Here is a 15,848-nt window from a genome sequence, read left to right as displayed (position 1 = left end):
AAAATTGAAAATGGGAAGTGTATGTTCTTCATTTTCAATTTTCAACTTTCAATTTTCAATTATCAATAAGCGTATTTCTTATTCTGCCCCACGTTCTCTTTGTTGATAAGCGTAGCGGGCATCACGATTCGCTTTTCTTCCGGTTGCTTTCCTTCAAGCAGGTCGGCGGCGATATCGATACATTTACTGATCATAGCCGGGGAGTAAAGGGTCGTTGCCAGGTCTACATCGCGCACATGTTCAATATATTCCAGATAGGTTTGCGCTCCACCACAGCCGACTATCACCTTCACCTGGTGTTCGCCAGTCGCCTTTAACGCATCATATACGCCCATGGCAATCTCATCATCCTGCGCATAGATCGCCTCTATCTCCGGATATTCTTTCAACAGAGCCAAGGTTCTCTCTTTCCCTTCGTTGTAGGAATACTTTTCTACTTCCCAATCGATCACGGAAGTCGCGGGACTATTCTCACGGAAGGCCTGCTTGAAAGCCGTGACCCGCTGATTGCTCGAGGCAGGGTCTTGCGCGACAGCAAAAACAGCCACACTACCCACCTGCTTATCAGCTACATAAACACCGGCATTTCGCCCGGCGCCCACGTTATCGCCCTGCACAAGAGCGGTATAATCCACATCCAGCGCCTCTTCAAACAGGATCACCGGGATACGGCGTTTGATGGCGGCATTCACCTCTTCCAGCTTAAGACCCGGCTCGGGAGAAAGCACTATAACGCGCACACCCGAATTGATCACCATCTGAAGCTGCTCGGCCTGCTCTTCGTTGTTCTTTGCGCTTGTCAGGTAATAGGGCAGCAACTGATGCTCCAGGATGCCACTCTGCGCGTATAAGGCCATGGCGGCTCGCCAATCGTTGGATAAATGTTTCAGGTTGACACTGATTTCAGGCACACCTTTCGGCTTATCATCATCATTACAAGAGGTAAACACAATACCCGCTACGACTAAAACACATGACAAAACTACTACTTTCCAAATTGTCTTCATACTTTTTCTTTTTTTAATTAAACGTAATTCGTAAGGTTCGTACAGGTATAACAACTGCCTGTTTGAAATAGTTTAATGCGGTGAATACACAAAAAAAAGCGCTCCCCGATGCCGGGAAACGCTTTATTATAAATAAAATAGTTCTTTTTCTACTTAAAAATGGAAAGAGATACCCGCGCTCAGGTAAGCAGCACCGTAACCCAGTTCCGAATAAACAGCGATATTCGGTGAGAAATAGTAGCGGGCACCGGCATACAAGCCCGGCAGGAATACGTTGTCGCCACTACCGGAAATAGAGGTGTCGCCGTCGAATGAGGTTGACGCAATATTGTAACCAACCATCAAACCGGCGTATGTGTCGAGGTTTTCCACAAACTGATAGTGGAAAGCACCGCGTACACCGAAAACAAAGTGATTGTAATTCCATTTATGATTCTTATTCTTTTCCGATTCGCCATACCAGGCAAAATAGCCTCCGATACCAATCGAGCCGTTTTCCCCTTTGATCATATTGTCTATGATGCAATGCTCATAAGAGGCTTCGATAGGGAAGTAGCTACCTCCTAAACCGATACCCACATTGATATTGTTACTCCCTTTAGAAAATACATCTTGTGCTTGAACGGTTAAAGTTGCCAGCAACAAGGCAAATGCGAAAATTACTTTTTTCATATTAAAACAATTAAGTGATTAATAATTAAATGATGTAGAGTTTATAGAATGAAACCACAAACATACCACAAATTTGCTAAAAAAGGGTAAAAAGGATCTTGTATTTTTAACGTATGGAATTGTAAGCAAAACGATCATTTTGCTTACAATCGATATTTTAACATTTCAGAGTTTGTGATGCAAAAATTTTTACGGGCACATAACGCGAGCTACCGGGAAAGTCACTTCGTACCTGCTCTCCAACTCGGCAAATCCCTCACGGAAGATGTCGTACGTAACCAAAACCTTCTTCATCTGACTTTATAATTAAAACTATAATGGGCGTCAAAATTACATAAACACCCCTTTAATGCCAAGAAGAATTCGTATTTTTGCCTGGTAATAACGACTGTTGTCGGTTGAAGTTACCGGAATCAATTATCAATTATTAATTGCCAATTTAATAAATGGTTCTAAATTACATTTGGATAGCCTTCTTCCTGATCGCTTTTGTGGTGGCTTCATGCAAACTGATTTTCATGGGGGATACGCAGGTATTCACGGAAATCATCAATGCGACGTTTAGCTCTGCCAAAAGCGGTTTCGAGATCTCATTGGGGCTGACCGGTATCTTGACCCTTTGGCTGGGCATCATGAAAATTGGTGAGCGAGGGGGCGTTATCCAAGCTTTTGCCCGGTTGGGAGCGCCTGTTTTCAGTAAACTCTTCCCCGATATTCCGAAAGATCATCCGGTGACCGGCTCTATTTTTATGAATATTTCAGCCAATCTGTTGGGGCTCGACAATGCCGCTACACCGATGGGGCTAAAGGCGATGCAGCAGTTGCAGGAACTGAACCCGAAAAAGGAAACGGCCAGCAACGCGATGATTATGTTCTTGTGTATCAACGCGTCTGGACTTACGCTGATTCCAATCACCATCATGATGTACCGAGCACAGTTGGGGGCGGCCAATCCGTCGGATGTGTTCCTGCCGATCATGCTGGCGACGTTTACCTCTACCTTGGTAGCCATCCTGACGGTTTGCTTTAAGCAGAAAATCAATGTGTTTCAAAAGAACCTATTATTATTCTTCGGAGGGCTGGGTGCGCTGATCGGCGGATTGATCCTATTGTTTAATTCGCTCCCGCAGGAGAAGGTCTCTTTATACTCTACCCTATTCGCCAACACCTTGTTATTCACTATTATATGTGGATTTATCGTGGCAGGGATGCGGAAGAAGATCAATGTATATGACGCCTTTATCGATGGCGCCAAAGAGGGATTCAAAACGGCGATAACGATTATTCCTTATCTGGTGGCGATCCTGGTGGGCATAGCGGTATTCCGGGCATCGGGCGCTATGGATTTCCTGATCGATGGCGTGCGCTACGGCGTGGCTTCCGTAGGGATAAACACCGATTTTGTGGAGGCATTGCCCACGATACTTATGAAACCGCTGAGCGGAAGCGGTGCGCGAGGCATGATGATCGACGCGATGAGTACCTACGGAGCCGACTCGTTTGTGGGTCGCTTGGCCTCGGTGGTGCAAGGATCGACGGATACGACACTCTATGTGGTGGCCTTGTATTACGGGAGTGTAGCGATAAAGAATACGCGTTACACGGTTCCCTATTCATTATTAGCCGACCTGGCGGGAGCCATTGCCGCGATTGCCTTAACCTATCTGTTTTTTAATTGATATGATTTGTTACTACGCAGAAGATATCGCCTTTCCACCGATCAAAAGGAGGAAAGTGAGCCAGTGGATCAAAGCCGTTGCGGCCACATACGGACAAACGGTGGGCGATATCAGTTATATCTTTTGCAGCGACGAGAAGATATTGGAGGTGAATCGCCAATATCTTGAGCATGATTACTTTACAGATATTATTACCTTCGATTATACGGAGGGCAAACGCATTTCGGGCGATCTGTTTATCAGCCTGGAAACCGTAAAGACCAATGCGGAGAAATTCGGCACAACATACGAGGAGGAGCTTCACCGCACCATCATTCATGGCATCCTGCACCTTTGCGGCATCGACGATAAAGGGCCGGGAGAACGGGAGATCATGGAAGAGAATGAGAACAAAGCGTTAGCATTATTTGAGTTTTAAGTGAAAGAAAGGATGCATAAAGCATGAATTTTAAATATGATGTAATTGTTGTAGGCGCGGGACATGCAGGCTGTGAAGCGGCTTGTGCGGCTGCCAACCTGGGGTCGAATACGCTATTGATCACCATGGACATGAATAAGATTGCCCAAATGAGTTGTAATCCGGCTGTTGGCGGGATTGCCAAGGGGCAGATTGTCCGCGAGATCGATGCGCTGGGCGGTATGATGGGCATTGTAACCGACAAGACAGCGATCCAGTTTCGGATGCTCAATCGAAGCAAAGGGCCGGCCATGTGGAGCCCTCGCGCGCAGAGCGATCGTGCCCGTTTCATCGACTGTTGGCGGGAAATTCTCGAAAACCAACCCAATCTATCGATCTGGCAGGACAGGGTGGATAGCCTTCTTTTCGATGGTGATCGCGTTTGCGGCGTAAAGACGGAGATGGAGGTGGAATTCCATGCCGGAGCCGTCATCCTTACCAATGGTACCTTCCTGAACGGACTGATGCATATCGGGCGGACACAGATCCGGGGTGGCCGCATTTCGGAGCCGGCCTCGACCGGCATCACCGAACAATTGGTTTCCCTCGGTTTCACCGCGGAACGGATGAAAACGGGAACGCCGGTGCGCATCGACGGAAGAAGCGTGCGGTTCGATGAAATGGAGGAACAACCGGGAGAGAATGACTTCCATAAGTTCTCATTTCTGACCTCTCCGCAGCGTACCTTACAGCAATTAAGCTGCTGGACTACCTTCACCAACGAAACAACACACGATATCCTTCGCGAAGGATTGCCGGATTCACCGCTCTATAACGGACAAATTCAAAGCATAGGACCGCGTTATTGTCCCAGCATAGAGACCAAGATCGTCACCTTTGCCGATAAACCCCAACACCAACTCTTCCTGGAACCGGAAGGAGAACGCACACAGGAATACTACCTGAACGGCTTCTCCTCTTCCCTACCCCTGGATATTCAGTTGCGCGCCCTGCAGTCGGTTCCCGCCTTCCGCGATATACGCATCTACCGTCCGGGTTATGCCATCGAATATGATTTCTTTGATCCGACCCAGTTACACCATACGTTGGAGACCAAACGAATGAAAGGACTTTTCTTTGCCGGGCAGATCAACGGAACCACCGGCTATGAAGAGGCAGGCGGACAAGGACTGATTGCCGGCATCAACGCGCATATATCATGCCATGGCGGCGAACCATTTATATTGGGACGGGACGAAGCCTACATTGGTGTGTTGATTGACGACCTGGTAACCAAAGGGGTAGACGAGCCTTACCGTATGTTTACCTCCCGGGCCGAATACCGGATCCTGTTGCGCCAGGACGATGCCGATATGCGTTTGACTGAAAAATCATTCCAGGCAGGATTGGCCAAACAGGAACGTATGGATCTCTTGAACGAGAAGCGTGAGAGTCGCGATGCCATTATCCGGTTTATGGAGAACTACTCCATCAAGGCGAATATCATCAACCCCGATTTGGAAAGAATAGGAACGACTCCTCTCGCCCGCGGTTGCAAACTGATCGAATTGGAAGCACGCCCGCAATTAAACATCGAAAAACTGGCGGCTATCGTTCCGGCGTTGCAAGAAGAGCTCGACAAGGTGCCGCTCTCCCGTAAAGAGGAAATTATCGAAGCGGCAGAGATCCTGATGAAATACAGTGGCTATATCAAACGCGAACGTATCATTGCCGACAAGATAAACCGGCTGGAGAATATTCGCATCAAAGGGAAGTTCGATTACAACAGCTTGCAATCCCTTTCCACCGAGGCGCGACAAAAGCTGACAAAGATCGACCCGGACACCATAGCCCAGGCAAGTCGCATCCCCGGCATATCGCCAAGCGATATCAATATTTTATTGGTTTTGCTGGGAAGATAAAAACAATTGTTCCACGTGAAACAATTCGATCATGAGCGTATACAAAAGTGAACATATTGCCAATATACTTTCCGTCATTCCGGAGACGCCGGGTTGCTACCAATATTTCGACGAGCGGGGAACTATTATCTATATCGGGAAAGCGAAGAACCTGAAGAAAAGGGTACACTCCTATTTCAATAAAGAATCGGAATACCCCAAGACACGCGTCTTAGTGAAGCAGATTCGCGACATCAAATACATCGTCGTCAGTTCCGAAGAGGAAGCATTATTGTTGGAAAACAACCTGATCAAGCAATACCGTCCACGCTACAACGTCATGCTGAAGGACGACAAGACCTACCCTTCCATCGTGATCCGAAACGAATATTTCTCGCAGGTCTTTACGACAAGGAATATCATCAAAGACGGTTCGCAATATTTCGGCCCATACACCTCCGCCTATACGGCAAAAATGCTGGTCTTGATGTTGAAGGATATCTATCCGTTGCGCATTTGTCACCTCCCGCTCACGCCGGAAACCATTGCTCAAAAGAAATACAAAGTCTGCCTGCAATACCACATCAAACGCTGCAAAGGGCCATGCGAAGGATTGCAAAGCCTGGAAGATTACCAACAAAACATTGGGGAGATTCGGGAAATCCTGAAGGGAAATGTGACCACGATCAGCAAGCTTTTCTACGAACAAATGCAGCTGTATGCCTCCGAACTACGGTTTGAAGAGGCGCAAGCCATGAAAGAAAAGTATGAAATATTGGAGAACTACCGCACCAAATCGACGGTCGTAACCCCTACCCTCACCAATATTGACGTATTCTCTTTCGCCGAACAAGACAATTCGGCCTATATCAACTACCTGCACATCGGCGATGGCGCCATTGTACAGGCCTATACTTTCGAGTATAAAAAGAAATTAGATGAGACTCCAGCCGATCTATTAGCCCTTGGAATCGTAGAAATGCGCGAACGTTTCAAGAGCACGGCACGGGAAATCATCGTTCCCTTCCCGTTGGAAATCGAACTGGAGAAGGTTAGTTTCACCATTCCGCAACGGGGCGACAAGAAGAAACTGCTCGGCTTGTCGGAGATGAACGTCAAACAATATAAGGTAGACCGCCTGAAACAGGCGGAAAAACTGAATCCGGAGCAGCGAAACACCCGTCTTTTAAAGGAGATTCAGGACTCGTTGCATCTGGAAAAACTACCGGCACGCATCGAATGTTTCGACAATTCCAACATCCAGGGAAGCGATGCCGTAGCCGCCTGTGTGGTGTTTATCATGGGCAAACCGGCCAAGAAAGAATACCGCAAATACATCATCAAAACAGTAGAGGGACCCGACGATTACGCTTCGATGAAAGAGGTGGTGAGAAGGCGTTACAGTCGCGCCTTGAACGAAGAGACACCCCTACCCGACCTGATTATAACCGACGGTGGCAAAGGGCAAATGGAGGTGGTTCGCTCCGTCATTGAGGACGAATTGGGGCTTACTATACCCATTGCGGGGCTGGCCAAAGACCGCAAACACCGCACCTCCGACCTGCTCTTCGGCACACCGCCCGAAAGCATGGGACTGGCACGTCAGAGCCCGCTTTTCCGCCTGTTGGAGATGATGCAAAACGAAGTACACCGCTTTGCCATCACCTTCCATAAAGACAAGCGCAGCAAAGGACAGACACGATCTGAATTAGACCAGGTAAAAGGGGTCGGAGAAAAGACAAAAGAGGCCTTATTGCGCCATTTCAAGAGTGTGAAACGGATCCGGGAAGCCGATATTGAAGAATTAACAAAGGTAGTCGGCCCGGCCAAAGCAGCCTTGATAAAAGAGGCATTACCATAGATAGAAAAGATGAAAACAGTTATCCAACGCGTCAAGTATGCCTCCGTAACGATCGGAGGCGTCGAAAAATCCCGTATCGGAGAAGGATTATTGGTATTTATCGGTATTGAAGACCGTGATAGCCAGGAAGATATCGAATGGCTGACAAAGAAAGTGGCCAACTTGCGGATCTTCGATGATGAAGCGGGCGTTATGAACCGTTCCGTCATGGAAATCAACGGGGAAATCATGGTTGTCAGCCAGTTTACCCTGCAGGCATCCACCAAAAAGGGAAACCGCCCCTCCTATATCCGTGCCTCCCGACCAGAAGTCGCCATACCGCTGTATGAGGCGTTCTGCCGCGAGATCTCCTCCCTCACCGGGAAAGAGGTCGCCACGGGCGAGTTTGGCGCGGATATGCAGATAGAATTGCTCAACGACGGGCCGGTAACCATTGTTATTGATACGAAAACGAATGATTAATTGATAATTGATAATTGATAATGGGAGTAACGATACGGGAGGCACAGGAACGGGTTGATTCGTGGATAAAGGAGTACGGGGTGCGGTATTTCAATGAGTTGACCAATATGGCTCTATTGACCGAGGAAGTGGGCGAACTGGCGCGGATTATGGCGCGCACCTATGGGGAGCAATCCTTCAAAGAGAGTGATAAAAACAGGGATTTAGGCGATGAGATGGCTGATGTACTCTGGGTTCTACTCTGTCTGGCCAACCAGACCGGCGTAGACCTGACGGAGGCATTCGAAAAGAACCTCGCCAAGAAGACATCCCGCGATAACGAACGACATAAAAACAACGATAAACTATAAGATCATGACAGAAACGAATAAATTCCAGGAGGCGTTCGACCGCTTCGAACCGACCCAACCGGATGCGAAAATCACAGAAATAGTAGCGAATATCCTCGAAAAGAACTTCGAAAAGAACTTCACGCCGGAGGTATTGAAACGCATTCACGGATGCATCGACCTCACCTCGCTCACCTCGGTAGACACCCGGGAAAGTATCTGGGCAATGGTCGACCAGGTAAACGATTTCGAAGGAACAAACCCTGAAATACCAAACATAGCAGCGATTTGCACCTATCCTTTGTTTGTCGATACCGTCAAGCAGGCGCTCACCGCCCAGAAGGTGAAAATAGCCTCCGTAGCAGCCGGATTTCCCGCGTCGCAGACCTTTGTCGAGGTGAAAATAGCCGAAACGGCCATGGCGGTGATGCAGGGAGCCGAAGAGATCGACGTAGTACTCAATTTGGGCTATTTTATGGAGGAAAACTTCGATGAACTGACCGAAGAGCTTCAGGAGATCAAAGATAGCTGCAGAGAGGCGCAATTGAAGGTAATACTGGAAACGGGTGCCTTAGCCACAGCAGAAAACATTCAAAAAGCCGCGATCCTGGCTATCTATTCCGGTGCTGATTTCATCAAAACCTCCACCGGAAAAGAGTATCCGGGCGCTTCCCACGAGGCCTTTTACACCATGTGCCAGGTGATCCGCCAATACTATGCCATCACCCAAAAGCGCATAGGAATCAAGGCTGCCGGAGGTATCCGAACCTCGGAAGAGGCCGTGAAATACTACACCATCGCCCAAGAGGTACTGGGCGAAGAATGGCTCACCCCTACCCTGTTCCGCATTGGCGCCAGCAGCCTGGTTGGTGATATTCAAAAGAGGGTGTTGAATTGATGTGGGAATGCCTTCAAATCTTGTAATATGTGAAGGTAAGCAGGTACGCCCATAGGCGTTTAACTCCTAATAACCCCCAGTGAAGAGAGCGAAGCGAACGACTGGGGGTGCTGCATAAAGGACTTAATATCTCATGAACCCGAAAAGGGTTCAATTGGCTAAGACCGACCTTTAATTCAACACCTTCGGCGTTGGTTTGTTTCCACATTCGCTATCACCCCCCAGTCGTTCGCTTCGCTCTCTTCACTGGGGGTTATTAGGAGTTAAATCCCTTCCGGGCTTTCTGCAATCGAAGATCGCTTAGCGAAAGCGTAAAGCAAACCTTCAATTTCTTTCCTCTTTGAAAATTCAGTAACTATTCCCCTCTCTTGTGGAGAACCGGAGGTCGCTTAGCGATAGCGTAAAGCAAAGGGGCAGGGGAGAGGTCTCCTTTCTCAAATGTTAAAATACGGACTGTAAGCAAAACGCCTCTTTTACTTACAAATCCATACGTTAAAAAGTGTTTCTCCCGGGAGTTTGTCTCCGAAGTCCCGCTTTTTTGCGCGCAAAGTCCCTCGGAAATTACAAATCGTAAATTTGGGGTTTTGTTGGGAATGGATGTTTTAATGTTTGTTCACATTGAATCGCTTTGGTTTTTTGAGCTGAGCGATTGTTCTTCTTTAACGTGTCATTTTGTAAAGCGGAATGAGTTTTTTATTGGTACTTTGCTTTGGGGCTTGGGGTGGGTTTTGGGCTTTTAGGCGGGTGGTTGAAAAAATAATGAATAAGGCACGGATATGAGTGTTTTATTTGCTAAATTTGCGGTCGCGTTCGGAATGGGCGTATTCCACTATGTTTACGAATGTATTTATATATAAACCAACTTATTAAAGTTTTTCGACATGGAAATTATTAAGGTTACAGGAAGAGAAATCTTGGATTCACGTGGTAATCCAACAGTAGAAGTAGATGTATTTTTGGCTTCCGGCGCTTTCGGCCGCGCAGCTGTTCCTTCCGGAGCATCTACGGGTGAAAACGAAGCGATCGAATTGCGTGACGGTGACAAAAAACGTTACCTGGGTAAAGGTGTTTTGAATGCAGTAAAGAATGTAAACGAAGTGATTGCTCCGGCCTTGTTGGGCATGAACGCATTGAACCAACGCGAGATCGACTATAAAATGATCGAACTGGACGGCACAAAAACAAAGTCTAAGCTGGGTGCAAACGCTATCTTAGGTGTTTCTTTGGCTGTTGCGAAGGCTGCTGCTAACTACCTGGATCTTCCGTTGTATCGTTACATCGGTGGAACCAACGCATACGTATTGCCTGTTCCTATGATGAACATCATCAACGGTGGATCTCACTCGGATGCTCCGATCGCATTCCAGGAATTCATGATCCGTCCGGTAGGCGCATGCTGCTTCCGCGAAGGTCTGCGTATGGGTGCTGAAGTATTCCATGCTTTGAAAAAGATCTTCCACGATCGTGGCTTGAGCACGGCTGTAGGTGACGAAGGTGGTTTCGCTCCGACATTGGAAGGAACTGAAGACGCATTGAACTCTATCATGAAAGCTATCGAAGCTGCCGGTTATGTTCCGGGTAAGGATGTAACGATCGCTCTCGACTGTGCTTCTTCTGAGTTCTTCAACAAAAAAGATACTTACGATTACAGCAAATTCGAAGGTCCTAACGGCGCGAAACGTTCTTCTGCCGAGCAGGCCGACTACCTGGCTGAATTGGTTAGCAAATACCCGATCGACTCTATCGAAGACGGTATGGACGAAAACGACTGGGAAGGCTGGAAACTGTTGACCGAAAAGATCGGTGACAAATGTCAGTTGGTAGGTGACGACTTGTTCGTGACTAACGTTGAATTCCTGCAGAAAGGTATCGAAATGGGTTGTGCCAACTCTATCCTGATCAAAGTAAACCAGATCGGTTCATTGACCGAAACATTGGATGCTATCGAAATGGCTCACCGCAATGGTTACACGTCAGTAACGTCTCACCGTTCAGGTGAAACCGAAGATGCTACCATCGCCGACATCGCCGTAGCAACCAACTCAGGACAGATCAAGACCGGTTCACTGAGCCGTTCTGACCGTATGGCCAAATACAACCAACTGCTTCGCATCGAAGAAGAACTGGGTTCTCTGGCACGTTATGGCTACAAGACTTACAAGAAGTAAGAAAGTAGATAACATAATCATAAACGAAAAGGCTGTTCCCGGATGGGGACAGCCTTTTGTTTTATCATAGACCTTGATCTTAAGCAAATTTAAGCGCGGTGTCTTCTATGCGTTTGCTTAGGTCGTGAAGAGCAGCGGCAAATAGTTTTCGCTCTTCTTCGGTAAACTGAGCGGCTTTTCCATTTACCTTATATCCATTGATACGTTGGTAAAGCCAGCCTTTGCTTTTCCCGAAATAGGTTTTTGCAATATAACTTAAAGAGATAGCATTCACTACATCGCCCAATTCCAGGGAGATATTTATCCCCTGCAGCTCCTCTTTTATGGCAGATAATCCCTTTTTTGTATCCGACAAGAAAGCTTGCTTTTCGTCTGCCGTCATAGACTCCACCCGCTCTGCCCGCTTGTTTTGAAAGTGTTCACGCTCTGCCGGCGACATGTTTTTATATGTTTCAAAATCAGCCTGCATTTCACCGGTGGGCAAAAATGTTGATATTGTTTTCATCTTCTATACGTTTTGTTCCCCAAGGGGCTTTATTATTTATTTTTTAGTTTCTCTTCAATCTCTGTAATCAGATCCAATATATCGTTAATGTGTTGTTCAAACTCTGCGTTGTCCTTTATCAGCCTGTTCCCGGTATGGAACTAAAAGAGCAGTTTCAGGTTGTCTCTTTGTTGGATCAGCTCCTGTTTTTCTTTTTCTGTCATGTTGTTAGATTTGGTTAGTTAATAGTCAAATGGTTTTGATTACTACAAATATAATAACCTTTTGATTATTATGCAAGCAACTAAATGATCTTCTTCCATAAAAATACATCTATTAACTCAATAAAGTTGTAGAAATGTAATATATAAGTTACATTTGTGTAATGAAAGTAAGAGAGGTTATTGCTTATAAAGATTATTTTGAGGAGTTTTTGCTTGGGCAACCAGTAAAGATTCAGGATAAGATATTCAAGATAATCGAGGCAATCGAAACGCTGGAAAGAGTTCCTTCTAATTACTTGAAACATATTGTAGGATCGGAGGGGTTATATGAAGCACGGATTCAATTAGGCTCAAACATTTGGCGTGTATTCTGCTTTTTTGATGGAGAAAAATTAGTTGTTTTATTAAATGGCTTCCAGAAGAAAACCCAGAAAACACCTAAGTCAGAGATCCAAAAGGCCGTAAAGCTTATGACCTCATATTATGAAGAAAAATTAAAAGATTAATTGTTAAATAGGTACGCCTGAGCCGGAAAACAGGCCAAAGAAGATTATGAACACAAAAAGCTGGAAAGAGATAAAAGACAACGTGTATGGTTCCATTGGAACTGAACGCCGGGATAACCTGGAACGGGATTTTGAAGGGTTTAAGATCGGACTTCAATTGCGGCAAGCCAGAGAAGAAAAGCATCTTACCCAGGCAGAATTAGCAGAACTTGTGGATAAGAAGAGAGAATACATTTCCCGCATTGAAAACAATGGGAGCAACTTAACACTTAAAACTCTATATGATATTGTAGAGAAGGGATTAGGGGGGAAAGTGCGTATTTCCATAGAGGTATAATAGTTTTGTTCAATTGAAATAAAGAACGTATGGAATTTGTTAACCACTTGTTTGAGCAACTCAGCTCTTTCCTTTGGGGATGGCCCATGATTATTTTGCTTTTGGGTACCCATTTGTTTCTAACTATTATCCTGAAATTTCCGCAACGAAAAATATTCACCGCTATACGCCTTTCCGTGACCCGCGATAAACAGGCCGCGGGCGACGTTAGTCAATTTGGCGCGTTGGTAACCTCTTTGGCGGCCACGATCGGTACCGGAAATATTATCGGGGTGGCTACGGCCGTCAGCCTGGGAGGACCGGGGGCGGTGTTCTGGTGTTGGATCACGGGTGTGTTTGGGATTGCTACTAAATACGGTGAAGGACTGCTTGCGGTGAAATACCGGGTGAAAGGCGAGAATGGGGAGATGATCGGTGGTCCGATGTATGCGTTGGCCACGGGGCTGAAGATGAAGTGGCTGGCCGTCTTGTTTTGCGTCTTTACCGCGCTGGCGGCCTTTGGTATTGGCAATAGTGTGCAGGCCAATTCCATCTCTATGTTATTGAACGAAACGTGGGATATTCCGCTGTATGTAACCGGGATTGTCTTGAGTATTGGCGTTGCCTTGGTTATTTTGTTTGGCGTGAAAGGCATTGCTAAGGTGTGTACGGCGTTTGTGCCCTTTATGGCGGTATTCTATGTAGCCGGCTGCCTCTTTATCCTTTATATGAATGCGCCCTACCTGAGCGAAACCGTCTCGTTGATTATGACATCGGCTTTTACGCCGCGAGCTGCCGGGGGTGGATTTGTGGGCGCTACGGTATTGATGGCTGCCCGGTATGGGATTGCCCGAGGGTTATTCTCGAACGAATCGGGGATGGGATCGGCTCCCATTGTGGCGGCTGCCGCCCAGACACGCAATCCGGTACGCCAGGCATTGGTGTCGGCCAGCGGTACTTTTTGGGACACCGTCATCATTTGCGCACTGACGGGGTTGGTTCTGGTGAGCAGCATTATCGCGCATCCGGATATCGACTACACGCAGGGGGCTGCATTGACTAAGGCGGCCTTCGACAAGATTCCGACCGTAGGGCCCATTATTCTGTCTGTCGGCATCATCACCTTTGCTTTTTCCACTATATTAGGCTGGTCTTATTATGCCGAGAAAGCAGTTGAATACCTTGGCGGAAGGAAGTGGATCAAACTCTATCGGATCGTTTGGATTGCGGCCATCTTCGTTGGTTCAGTTACTAACCTGGCTCTGGTGTGGAACTTTTCCGATTGTATGAATGCCCTGATGGCTATTCCCAATCTCGTCTCATTATTACTTTTGTCGAAAGTGCTGGTGAAAGAAACCAATAGGTATCTATGGGCAAACAGATTGGACGAACATGATCTCGGCTAATGAAGCAGCCCCTACCGTATCACAATCTCTTTAATCACTTCGTCTCCGGCGTGTTCGTTCAGGCTTTTCACCAGGCGGTCGCGACAAAGGGTGAGCTCGCTGCGTAATACGGCGGAGGTGAGCGACACATATAATACGCCATTGCGCACATAAAGGTTGCGGGTGTATTGCATCACCATCGGGCCAAGCACCTCGCCCCACGATCGTTCGATGCGGGTTTCGTATATCTTCGAGCGCAAGGCGCGGTTCTCTTCCAGAAAATCACGCAATACCTCGCCTAATGTTTGTGTGTTCTTGCGTTTCATTCTTTGGGTGTCAGATTGGTTACTTCACCTTGTTCGACCTGGAACAGGGCATAGTCGTGTGGCATGGTCGCCAGTATCTCATCGAGGTATTTACGGTTGGTGTCGGTGATGAAGATCTGTCCGAAGCTGTCGTTGCCGACTAATTGAATGATCTGCTCCACCCGGTTGGCGTCTAATTTGTCGAAAATATCGTCTAATAACAGGATAGGCCTGGAGCCTCCTTTCTCCAACAGGAAAGCGTATTGCGCCAGCTTCAGGGCGATCAGGTAGGTTTTGTTCTGTCCTTGTGAGCCGATACGGCGGATCAGGTTAGCGCCTAAGGTCATTTCCAATTCGTCTTTGTGGATACCTGAAGAGGTGTAACCCAGGATCAGGTCGCGCTCGCGGTTGGCAACCAACTGCTCGCTCAAATCGGCCTGCATCAGTTGAGAACGGTAGGTGAGTCCGACTGTTTCTGCCTCTCCGCAAATGGCCTGATAGTATTGGTTGAAAAGAGGAATAAACTCTTCGATCAGCTGCTTCCGTTTTTCGTATACTGCGAGGCCGTAGCGATCGAGTTGCATTTCGATCACATCGTAAAGCGAATAGTCGCGCGATTGCTCTTTCAATAAAGCATTGCGTTGTAATAATGCTTTGTTGTATTGTATGAGCGCGTGCAGGTAGGAGGGATCATGCTGGGAGATGATCATATCCAGGAAACGGCGGCGCTCTTCGCTTCCTCCCTGGATCAGGGTGGAGTCGGCAGGCGAAACCATGACTAACGGGATCAGCCCGATATGTTCCGAGAGTTTATCGTATTCCTTCTTGTTGCGTTTGAATTGTTTGCGTTGGCGGCGACGCATGGCGCAGAAGATATCTTCGGTACGCCCATCGGTTTCGTAAAAGCCCTGGATGACGCAGGTGTCTTCGTTGTGGTGGATGATCTGGCTCTCGTTTGTATGGAGGTGGCTTTTACAGAACGACAGGTAATAGATTGCGTCTAAGAGGTTGGTCTTCCCCATGCCGTTGTTCCCAAAGAAACAATTCATTTTAGGAGAAAACGCCACTTCCGTTTGGAGAATATTCTTGTAGTTGAGAACAGAGAGTTTATGAAGTATCATCCGCGCCGTTTTAATCGTACAAAATTAAAAAAATATAGCTCGTAAGTGTAGTTTATTCCATAAAAAAAACTACTTTTGCGCTTTGAATCCGAAAAGGCTTTCGGAGTGACAGAAGAGAATTAATAAACATCTT

At 47.0% G+C, this 15,848-nt stretch carries 16 protein-coding genes; 11 read left to right on the top strand and 5 right to left on the bottom strand.

The features are described from left to right. Window positions 1–62: 62 nt before the first annotated feature. Entirely contained in the window at window positions 63–1,007 is a 945-nt protein-coding gene (locus tag M2137_RS00855) for a substrate-binding domain-containing protein (RefSeq protein WP_280764568.1), read from the bottom strand. A gap of 153 nt (window positions 1,008–1,160) precedes the next feature. Beyond that, on the bottom strand, window positions 1,161–1,679 hold the full coding sequence (locus M2137_RS00850) for a hypothetical protein (protein WP_280764567.1): 519 nt from the start codon (window positions 1,677–1,679) through the stop codon (window positions 1,161–1,163). Between the two features lie 446 nt (window positions 1,680–2,125). On the opposite strand from M2137_RS00850, the gene M2137_RS00845 reads away from it, so the two are divergent. From M2137_RS00845 to eno, 8 genes are all read left to right on the top strand, one after another. Next, window positions 2,126–3,358 carry a nucleoside recognition domain-containing protein gene (locus M2137_RS00845; RefSeq protein ID WP_280764566.1) on the top strand — a complete coding sequence of 411 codons (1,233 nt, stop codon included), beginning with the start codon at window positions 2,126–2,128 and terminating at the stop codon, window positions 3,356–3,358. A 1-nt stretch (window position 3,359) separates the two neighbouring features. Next, a complete protein-coding gene (ybeY, locus tag M2137_RS00840) occupies window positions 3,360–3,776 on the top strand; it encodes an rRNA maturation RNase YbeY (RefSeq protein WP_280764565.1) in 417 nt (138 codons plus the stop codon). Between the two features lie 23 nt (window positions 3,777–3,799). Further along, entirely contained in the window at window positions 3,800–5,677 is a 1,878-nt protein-coding gene (gene mnmG, locus M2137_RS00835; protein ID WP_280764564.1) for a tRNA uridine-5-carboxymethylaminomethyl(34) synthesis enzyme MnmG, read from the top strand. Window positions 5,678–5,708: 31 nt separating this feature from the next. Beyond that, the gene (gene uvrC, locus M2137_RS00830) at window positions 5,709–7,517 is read left to right on the top strand and encodes an excinuclease ABC subunit UvrC (RefSeq protein ID WP_280764563.1); all 1,809 of its coding nucleotides are present in this window, start codon (window positions 5,709–5,711) and stop codon (window positions 7,515–7,517) included. 9 nt (window positions 7,518–7,526) lie between these two features. After that, window positions 7,527–7,979, top strand: coding sequence for a D-aminoacyl-tRNA deacylase (gene dtd / locus M2137_RS00825; RefSeq protein WP_280764562.1), 453 nt, complete (start codon window positions 7,527–7,529; stop codon window positions 7,977–7,979). Window positions 7,980–7,999: 20 nt separating this feature from the next. Then, the gene (locus tag M2137_RS00820) at window positions 8,000–8,329 is read left to right on the top strand and encodes a nucleotide pyrophosphohydrolase (RefSeq protein WP_280764561.1); all 330 of its coding nucleotides are present in this window, start codon (window positions 8,000–8,002) and stop codon (window positions 8,327–8,329) included. A gap of 4 nt (window positions 8,330–8,333) precedes the next feature. Beyond that, entirely contained in the window at window positions 8,334–9,206 is an 873-nt protein-coding gene (gene deoC / locus M2137_RS00815; RefSeq protein ID WP_280764560.1) for a deoxyribose-phosphate aldolase, read from the top strand. Window positions 9,207–10,087: 881 nt separating this feature from the next. Next, the gene (eno, locus tag M2137_RS00810) at window positions 10,088–11,374 is read left to right on the top strand and encodes a phosphopyruvate hydratase (RefSeq protein WP_280750341.1); all 1,287 of its coding nucleotides are present in this window, start codon (window positions 10,088–10,090) and stop codon (window positions 11,372–11,374) included. Between the two features lie 79 nt (window positions 11,375–11,453). Here the strand turns inward: eno and M2137_RS00805 are convergent, their stop codons facing one another. Beyond that, the gene (locus M2137_RS00805) at window positions 11,454–11,879 is read right to left on the bottom strand and encodes a DUF5053 domain-containing protein (protein ID WP_280764559.1); all 426 of its coding nucleotides are present in this window, start codon (window positions 11,877–11,879) and stop codon (window positions 11,454–11,456) included. 364 nt (window positions 11,880–12,243) lie between these two features. Between M2137_RS00805 and M2137_RS00800 the strand changes: the two genes are divergently transcribed. The 3 genes from M2137_RS00800 to M2137_RS00790 are packed head-to-tail and all read left to right on the top strand — an operon-like array spanning window position 12,244 to window position 14,310. After that, window positions 12,244–12,588 carry a type II toxin-antitoxin system RelE/ParE family toxin gene (locus tag M2137_RS00800; RefSeq protein WP_280764558.1) on the top strand — a complete coding sequence of 115 codons (345 nt, stop codon included), beginning with the start codon at window positions 12,244–12,246 and terminating at the stop codon, window positions 12,586–12,588. Between the two features lie 46 nt (window positions 12,589–12,634). Next, entirely contained in the window at window positions 12,635–12,925 is a 291-nt protein-coding gene (locus M2137_RS00795) for a helix-turn-helix transcriptional regulator (protein ID WP_280764557.1), read from the top strand. A 29-nt stretch (window positions 12,926–12,954) separates the two neighbouring features. Continuing rightward, window positions 12,955–14,310: a sodium:alanine symporter family protein gene (locus tag M2137_RS00790; protein WP_280764556.1), complete on the top strand. Its 1,356-nt coding sequence runs from the start codon at window positions 12,955–12,957 to the stop codon at window positions 14,308–14,310. 11 nt (window positions 14,311–14,321) lie between these two features. On the opposite strand, the gene M2137_RS00785 is transcribed toward M2137_RS00790, so the two are convergent. Continuing rightward, a complete protein-coding gene (locus M2137_RS00785) occupies window positions 14,322–14,615 on the bottom strand; it encodes a DUF721 domain-containing protein (RefSeq protein WP_280764555.1) in 294 nt (97 codons plus the stop codon). After that, the gene (locus M2137_RS00780) at window positions 14,612–15,715 is read right to left on the bottom strand and encodes a DNA replication/repair protein RecF (protein ID WP_280764554.1); all 1,104 of its coding nucleotides are present in this window, start codon (window positions 15,713–15,715) and stop codon (window positions 14,612–14,614) included. The genes M2137_RS00785 and M2137_RS00780 overlap by 4 nt, the downstream gene beginning before the upstream one ends. Between the last annotated feature and the right edge of the window lie 133 nt (window positions 15,716–15,848).

Origin of the sequence: Parabacteroides sp. PFB2-10 (genome assembly GCF_029893085.1) — a bacterium.
In the GTDB taxonomy this organism is placed as follows: domain Bacteria; phylum Bacteroidota; class Bacteroidia; order Bacteroidales; family Tannerellaceae; genus QVMG01.
The sequence above is the reverse complement of the archived record's forward strand: the minus strand, read 5'-3'. Positions and strand labels throughout refer to the sequence as shown.